The following is a 4,837-nucleotide window of genomic DNA, read 5'->3' on the forward strand; positions in this document are numbered from 1 at the left end:
CCGCCAGTACCATCATCACCGCCCAGTTGTACCTGTTTGTTTCTCAGGGCATTAATCCGTTGTTCATGGGTGTCAGAAGTGTCTGATTTAAGACCCACGGACGCTTCAGTGGCCTCAAGAACTGCTTTGTGATAATCCGTAAGAGCGACTTCTGCTTTTAATACCGCATCACTTTTTTGCTTCAGGACTAAACCCAGCCAGGCCATTTCGTCCTCATGCATGGGTTTAGCATTCTGATCCATGTATCCAGGATCGATAATCTCCTTTTCCTGACGATCCAGTTTCTCTTTTGCATCCCACTCTTCAAGCCGTGCATTGGCTAGTTCTATACTTTTCCTGTCGTGCTCACGCAGAAATTCCGTGACCTGAGTGTACTTTTTTCTGGTTAAAGGCAGTCTACCCAAGGCTTCTTTCTGACCATGAGAGTCTGTGCAAGAAGAAATGGTAATAAAGTAATCAGAGTCTTCCAGTAAACTGAGGCCACTCGTTATCTCAATGTTCAGATTTGTTTTGGCTCTCAGATTCTCAAGGATTTCATCTCGTTTTTCTGCGCTTTTTTTCTTTAATAAAAGTCTTATGTCTTCTATTCGTCCTTCAGAGGTCTGATCATCATCGGCAGCCAGACCCAAGTGGATCTGAACCTTTTTCATATCCCGATTGAGGGCTTTGTTGCCTCTATCCGAGAGGTGTTGGATGTCAGCACGGTTCCCCGCAAATTTCACGTTTTTGCCTTCAAGCGTAGCCAGCAAGCGATATGCGCCTGTTAGCTCATCCACTGCTTCTTCCACTTCTCGTCTGGCAGTAGCCAGCTCACGATCAAGGACGTATCGGGGCTTTGGTCCCAGGGGAGCCATCAGCTCGTCAAGCTCATTATCAATGGCTCTGATGCGCTCACTCACATCAGGCTCACCTATTTTCCGAACGCTGACATCCAACTGATACAGTCTGTATTCAATCAGACGGTTCTGTTCGTCGATGGTGGCATCATCTTTGTAGTCCTTGATGTTGAGTTGACGAGCCAATGCATTGTTTCTGTCTCTTCTGACAGCTTCATCGTCATAGGCTTCGTCTACTTCATCCAGTAAGTCGAAAATTTTGGCTCTTATAGCATCCTTCTTGTTGTGCAGGCTGTCATCCATTTCTAACTCTACCCCAAGATCATCGGCCAGTATAAAAACCAATAAATGGCCTCTTGGTTTAGCAAAAGCGTTTTCACTCGTTTTGATGTTCAGCTTTTCCTCTATAGCTTCAAGCCATTGTCTCTGCTGATCTCTGGCTCGCTCCTTCGAACCTTCGACACTATAGGAAAGACGCGCTCGAAGCCTCTGGAATTTGATAGCCCTCTCAGCCAGTAGTGTTCTGTCCAGTAGTGTTCTGTCTTCTTCCCAGAGGGCAGTCAGCAGCTGATCCAGGACGTCTTCCGGGATATCATCGCTGTCAAGTTTTAAACGAATGTTGGAGAGCCTTGCTGCTTTGTCATCATCTTTATAAACTCTGACTTTGACTTTGAGGTTCAGTATTGTCTCCATTGCTTCCAGTATTTGCAGGGCCTCCTCCTCTGCCTGCTTTGCGATTTCTTCGATGTGTGTCTGCATCTCATCAGAAATAGCCTGACGACGGACATAAATATCCTGCTCTTTATGGAGACCTTCTATCCCGGCAGCTTTTTCCACAGCACTGATTTTCAAGAGTACTTCAGGCCAGGCTCTTGTGTGGCCCGGAGTTCTTATGTCTTTCAGTACTTTTTCCAACTTGCGAATCTTACGACAGGCTACATCTATCAGGGTGCTACGATACTCTACTGTCCAGTCTTTACTCATCTCAATACCGAGCATTGATGCCAGAGCATTTTGCCTGGCCTTGAGGATGGCTTCTCCTTCTGCGTCTTGAACATTGAGGGTCTGAAGTTTCTGTAGCAGGTGTTTTTGATGATCACTGATGGTCTGAAGTTTCCGAAGCAGGCGTTCTTGCTGAAGAAAAATATCGGCATTGCCGTCAAAATTCTCAATGTTCAATTGCTCGGCAATGTCTGCATGGCGGGCTTTGATTGCAGTGAGTTCTTCAGCATAGGTTTCGGTGCTCTGAAGAGGTTCCTGATCGACCTGCTGCATCAGGTGCTGTTGATGCTGAATGTTCTGATGACGAGCTTGCAGATCATTTTTGTTATCCGGAACCAGACCGAGAAGATCTGCAACGATAGCCAGTCTCTGTGCGGCCAGCTCAATGTTCTGGCCTGCCTGCTGTTGCAGATGGTGATGAATGGACTCAAAGCGGGCATCCAGATCGTCTTCATTGCCCGGAATAATATCGAGATGACCTTCAATAGCCGCCAGTTTTGCTTTAACTGCTTTTTCCTCAAACTCTCCTGCTATGGCAACGGTTGAGGCAACCGCTCTGTTGATTTCATTAATTCTCTCTGTGATGAGTCTCTTTTGCACTTCGGGAGGCTGGAAATCATCCCAGTCATCAATGCCGAGTTCGGCTGCCATTTGAGCGTTGCGAATTTTTGTGGCTTTCACTCTGGCGTCAGAAGCTTGTTGTTCCAGCTCTGGAATTCGATCAGCTTCCTGTTGAAGTTTATCTCGCCATTTTTTCGTGTCTTTCCATTCTTGAAGAAGCATTTCAAGCTCCTCCTCAATTTGCTTCCTGAGGGATTGTGCTCTCTGCTTTTCCGCTTCAATGGCATTGGCTCTTTCGGTTGCATGCTGTAAGAAATTTTTAAGCTGGGCGAGTTCGCCCGCTCTTGCATTCAGCCCCTCCTGCTGGTTTTCCAGCTCAAGTAGCTGTCTGGTCATGTCTCCAAAGACTTTGGTAGCCAGCTTGACGTCGTCTCCAAAACCATTGGCAGGCAATTCAGCTACAGCGGGTATAACCCTCTGAACACTTTGAACAAATGCCTCGCTAGCCAGAAGATCTCTCAGTACAGGTTTGAAGTTGAAGTGTTTTTCGAGTTGAATCTGTAGCCAGATTGCCGTCATGATCGAGGAAGCAACTTTGATGTGTGCTGCTGTGAATTCAAACTCATTTTCATTATCGGGAGTAGCGCTGGTCAATGCCTGCTGCAGCGCTTCATAGCGGGCAAGCGCCAACAGTTTACCTTCTTCAAATTCAGCATCGAACTGCACAGCGAAGTCAATAGCAAGTTCCTCCAGCAGCGCCATCTGCCTGCTTCGGATGATGTGCTGATAGCTTTTGAGTTTGTCTTTTTTAACCTGTGCCGTCACTGCAGGAGCGGGGGCATTACCGACAACTTCTGCCCTGAGGTTGAAGAGGCTTTTTACAAAAGCAATATCGGTTGGATTCTGCTTTTGACCATGGAAAACGATAATCTCTTCAATCTCTTCTCCCGGAGCCTGAACCACTTCCAGTCTTGGGTAACCATCGGGCACATAATAAGCCAGTGTTTCATCCTCAACATGTACTACATATCCGACGGGTTTCTGGTATGCCAACAGTTCATTCAGAGCTTCCTGTTGTAAACTTTTACCCAGAACATAAACCTGGGTATAGGCTGAGGTGGCTGCGGCCAAGAGAGTCTCATCATTGATAAAGAGTGATTTACCCAGACGCTGCGGTTCAGGTGGCTGATCGCCTGAAGCGACAAGACGCATGAAGGTACGCCCGGCTACTTCAACTTCGTCTATTTTAATAGTGGCAAGGGCAGTATACTTGTCCGCCGCTCCAAGGCTTCCTGCTCTTCCATTCGCACCTTTCAATATTCTGGCCAGTTGTTTGGGGCTGGCGACTTTCGTCAGAGGTTCTAACAGTCGGGTGTTAACTGATTGAATACGAACAGCCCTTATTGAATTTTGACAAGTCATCCCATCTCTGACTTCAATAACCAGTTGCTTTTCTGCAAGGTTATGGGTGAACCTGAAGACCCCCTCATTACCGACCCTCAGGACTTTGGTGTATTTCTGAGCAACGTCATTCTTGCCTGTCTCAAAAAGATCCACACTGGAAACGCCACCGTCAATGCCAGAAAGAACATCTGTAAAGCCCTCAGAAGGAACGTCATAGACTGCTCTGGCTTCAGTCTGATCAGGGTAGGTGGTGGTAAAGGATTTGGGTATTGGTTGCTGGTCATCCCCCAAAGTTGGCTGAACCACGACCTCAGTCTGGGTAAACTCCACACCTTCATTGCCCGGAATATCGAAAGATTTGGTCTGCAGCCTGCGATCGGCCAGTGCCTGTGTACCAATGATGGAAGAATAGATTGCAATGGCCACTGCAAGGCTTACTGCATTGGGGCGAGCCTGTGTCATTCTGGTACCTCGGAGCTGAGTATTAGTCGCTTCATGACTGTTAGTTGCTCATGGCTGTCAGTTGCTCATGGCTGTCAGTCGCTCATGGCTGTTCCGTTAAGCTGAAATGTTCACCAGTATCAAGGTGGTGTGCCGAGGTTGCAGATGGAAAGCCTGATTGTGAGGCATTTCTCTTATCATGACCGTGAACTGTCTGAACATCGCCCTTTTGCCATTTGTAAAAGGCTCCGGGAGTGTAGAAGTAAGGAATACTTTCTGCGTGGGAGAACGACCATTTGGGCACATTTGCCTTAAAGTATTTCTCCCAGCCATGCTCAAACATCCTCATGGTGCGATCACGTCGTTCACGGAACTGAAGATAATGCTCGTTTCGGGTCCAGCCATACATAATGTTGTTTGCTTTAACACGGTTGGCATACTCTTCATCGGTTTCATTGAAGCGTTGAGGTGTGGCAATAGCCGTACGTTTCACATATTTATCTTGCGTTTCCCCCATGCCTATCCAGCGATTAAGCTGGTCAAGACTGCGGCCCAGAGGTCCGCCCAGCCATTGAGTGAGCATCTTGTTGTCG

General features: G+C 47.4%; 2 protein-coding genes. Both read right to left on the minus strand.

Annotation, left to right across the window (positions count from 1 at the left end; translation table 11 throughout):
* A partial coding sequence (locus tag KDK19_RS00575; RefSeq protein WP_257288608.1) for a hypothetical protein occupies window positions 1-4,265 on the minus strand: 4,265 nt, incomplete at its 3' end.
* 82 nt (window positions 4,266-4,347) lie between these two features.
* Window positions 4,348-4,837: hypothetical protein (locus KDK19_RS00580; protein ID WP_257252382.1), on the minus strand; the 490-nt coding region annotated here is incomplete at its 5' end.

This window comes from Endozoicomonas sp. ONNA1, from assembly GCF_024606325.1.
GTDB lineage: Bacteria > Pseudomonadota > Gammaproteobacteria > Pseudomonadales > Endozoicomonadaceae > Endozoicomonas_A.